Source organism: uncultured Microbacterium sp. (assembly GCF_913776565.1).
In the GTDB taxonomy this organism is placed as follows: Bacteria; Actinomycetota; Actinomycetes; order Actinomycetales; family Microbacteriaceae; genus Microbacterium.
Window position 1 is genome coordinate 1 of sequence record NZ_CAJYPF010000205.1, and the last position, 3100, is coordinate 3100.

Sequence of the window (3100 nt, forward strand, 5' to 3'; positions counted from 1 at the left end):
CGCCGTGATCGTCGTCGCGGGGCTCGCGGCCTTCGCGGGCGACCTGTGCTGTTACCTCGTGGGGCGCGCGGTGGGCGTCGAACGGTGGCGCTGGATGCGCGGTCCCCGCGTCGCCGCGGCCCTGGACGGGGCGCGGGCACGGCTGGAGCGCAACGCCGCCGTCGTGCTGTTCACGGCACGCTTCGTGCCCTTCGCGCGCCTCGCGGTGAACCTCGCGGCGGGAGCCGCGCGCGTGCAACCCGCGCGGTACCTCGGCGTCGCCGCCCTCGCGGCGCTCGCGTGGGCGGCGTACCAGGCCGTGATCGGCGCCCTCGTCGCGGCTGTGGTGCCGGGGGGACCGGTGGTGGCGGTGGCGGTGTCGGTCGTCGTCGCGGTGGGGATCGGCGCGGGGATCGACCTCGTACTCGCGCGGCGGGCGCGGCGCCGGGCGGCGGCGCGGGGCTGAGGCGCGCGAGCGATCCTGCGAGATTCGGGATGCCGGCCCCGGACGCCTCAGACCAGCGCGAGCGTCCGCTCCGCGGCGTCCACCAACGCGCGACCGTACGACGGGCCGTGGCCCGCGGCGTGCACCGCCAGCGGGTGCAGCTGGTGCAGCGGCACCCGCTCGCGCCACCCGGGGGCGAGCGGCCTCGTCCGGTCGTACGCCACGAGGAGCTCGTCGAGGAACGGGCAGCCGAACAGTGCCAGCATCGCCAGGTCGGTCTCGCGATGGCCGCCGTGCGCGGCCGGGTCGATGAGCACCACTCCCCCGCTCGACCACAGCACGTTCCCGGCCCACAGGTCGCCGTGCAGACGCGCGGGGGGCTCGTCGTCGTCGAACGCCCCGTCGGCGATCAGGGCGCAGGCGCGCGCGACGACCTTGGCGCCCGACGGCGAGAGGTTTCCCGCGGCGACGGCGATCGGCACGAACGGCTGGATGCGCTGGGCGGCGTAGAAGGCGCCCCAGCTCGGGGTCGGGTCGGCGGGCTGCGGGCGCCGGCCGATGAAGATCCCGCCCCGCCACCCCGGCGGCGGGGCTCCGAAGGCCTCGGCACCCGCGGCGTGGGTGGCGGCGAGCGCGGCCCCGAACGCGGTCGCGGCGGCGGTCGTGGGGGCGACCTCGCCGATGCGTTCGAGCGCGATGCGGTCCTCGCGCACCTCGAAGACCCGCGCCGTGGCCGCCCCACCGGCCTCGGCGAGCCAACGCAGTCCCGCGGCCTCGGCGGCGAAGAAGCCCTCGGGGGCGTCCGCCCGGGTCTTCACCAGGTGTTCCATCACTCCAGTCTGTCGCGATGTCGGAGGTCGACGGCACCATGGAGCAATGAGCGACGGCTACGACCCGGACTTCCTCGGCATCCCCCTCCCCCTCCCCTCGCCCGCGCGACCGACGACGCGGCTGGACTATCCGCGGTTCTCTGTCCTGCTCGACGAGCAGCGCCGCTTCGCCGCGGTCACCGGTGTGGTGATCGACGGTGCGACGCTGCGGGACCTCCCGCGCACGGGCGAGTGGCGTCTCGATCCCCGAGTCGACGCCGATGTACAGGCGGGGCCCGAGGTCTACAGCCGCAACGACCTCGACCGCGGGCACCTGGTGCGTCGGCGAGACCCCGGGTGGGGTGACACGTCCGAGGCACGGGATGCCACCGAGGCGACGTTCCACTACACCAACGCCGCACCCCAGGCGGCAGGGTTCAATCAGTCGAAAGAGCTGTGGCTCGGGCTCGAGGACCACGTACTCGCCTACGCCGAGGCCACCGACCAGCGGATCGCGGTGTTCACGGCCCCCGTGCTCGGTGACGACGACCCGCCCTATCGGGGCATCCGCGTGCCGCTGCGCTTCTGGAAGATCGCCGCGTGGCGCGCGGGTGATGTGCTGGTCGCGGCGGGGTTCGTGCTCGACCAGAGCGACCTGGTCGACACGCGACAGAGTCTGGTCGTGCCGCCGCTCGGCGCCTTCCGCACCTTCCAGGTGCCGATCGCCGAGATCGCGGCCGAGGCGGGGATCGACGCCGGTCCGCTCGCCACGGCCGACACGTTCGTGCGACGGGGGCTGCGCCCGGTGGCCGCGCGCGAGCTGCAGGGCACCGACGACATCGTCCTCTGAAGCCCGCGGGGCCGAGGGAGGCAGCCGACGGCCCCGGCGCACCGCGTCACGCACGGTGGCGACGGCCGGAGGCGTACGCAGTAGCCCGGAGCCTCGGCGCACCATGTGACGCACGGTGTCGACGGCGGGGCCACGGGCCGTCCCTCAGTTCCGGCGCACCATGTGACGCACGGTGTCGACGGCGGAGCGACGGGCCGTGCCTCAGTTCCGGCGCACCGCGTGCAGCACGGTGTCGACGGCAGCGGCCGCGTGGCCGTCGCGCAGCTCGGCGTCGGCGCTCGTGCGGGTCACCCGCTCGCAGCGCAGGACGTCGAAGCGCTCGTCGAGCGCCCCGCGCAACAGCTCGGGGGTGTACAGGATCGCCGGGTCGCGCGGCCCGTGCCCTCCGGCGGCGATGTTGTCGACGTCATGCCCGACCACCACGAGCGTCCCGCCGGGCGCGACCCACTCGGCGATGCGCGCGACCGCCGAGGCGCTCTCGGGCAGGTGCAGATAGCACGACACGACCAGATCGACACGCGCCGCGGGTCGCCACGCGTGCACATCTCCCTCGACCCAGTCGATCGCGTCACCACCGGGCCGGGCGGCGGCGAGCGCGAGACCCGCGCTCGAGAAGTCCAGACCGGTGCACCGCCACCCGTGCTCGGCGAGCCACAGGGCGGTCCGCCCGTCTCCGGTCGCGACGTCGATCGCCGTTCCCGCGGGCAGCGCGCCGGTGATCTCGCGGACGACGGCGGGCGGCTGAGTGGCCCACACTCCCCCGGCGGAGGCGCGGTAACGCTCGTCCCACTGCGCGGCATCCATTCGGACTCCTTCTGCTCGCCCCCACCCTAGAGCGCGGGGTCGGCGCGGGGCGCCGTCGTGCGGCGCGCATTTCCTCCGCGATGTGCGCACCCTCGGCCGGGGCACGCCGAAGCCCCGCCGCCTCGGGGCGACGGGGCTGACGCGGGGATCACTCCCCCGACAGACCACCCAGGAGATGTCCGAACGATCGGCCCTCGCCGAGGTACGACGAGG

The 3100-nt window shown here is 75.1% G+C and carries 4 protein-coding genes; 2 read left to right on the plus strand and 2 right to left on the minus strand.

Features of this window, described 5'->3' with window-relative positions:
* Window positions 1-445: VTT domain-containing protein (locus QZ433_RS11450; RefSeq protein ID WP_295783477.1), on the plus strand; the 445-nt coding region annotated here is incomplete at its 5' end.
* A 47-nt stretch (window positions 446-492) separates the two neighbouring features.
* Here QZ433_RS11450 and QZ433_RS11455 read toward each other — a convergent pair.
* Window positions 493-1254 (minus strand): fructosamine kinase family protein, encoded by a 762-nt coding sequence (locus QZ433_RS11455; protein WP_295783480.1) that lies wholly within the window; start codon window positions 1252-1254, stop codon window positions 493-495.
* A gap of 46 nt (window positions 1255-1300) precedes the next feature.
* Between QZ433_RS11455 and QZ433_RS11460 the strand changes: the two genes are divergently transcribed.
* Entirely contained in the window at window positions 1301-2083 is a 783-nt protein-coding gene (locus QZ433_RS11460; protein ID WP_295783483.1) for a DNA/RNA non-specific endonuclease, read from the plus strand.
* Between the two features lie 201 nt (window positions 2084-2284).
* On the opposite strand, the gene QZ433_RS11465 is transcribed toward QZ433_RS11460, so the two are convergent.
* The gene (locus QZ433_RS11465; protein ID WP_295783486.1) at window positions 2285-2887 is read right to left on the minus strand and encodes a class I SAM-dependent methyltransferase; all 603 of its coding nucleotides are present in this window, start codon (window positions 2885-2887) and stop codon (window positions 2285-2287) included.
* Window positions 2888-3100 lie beyond the last annotated feature (213 nt).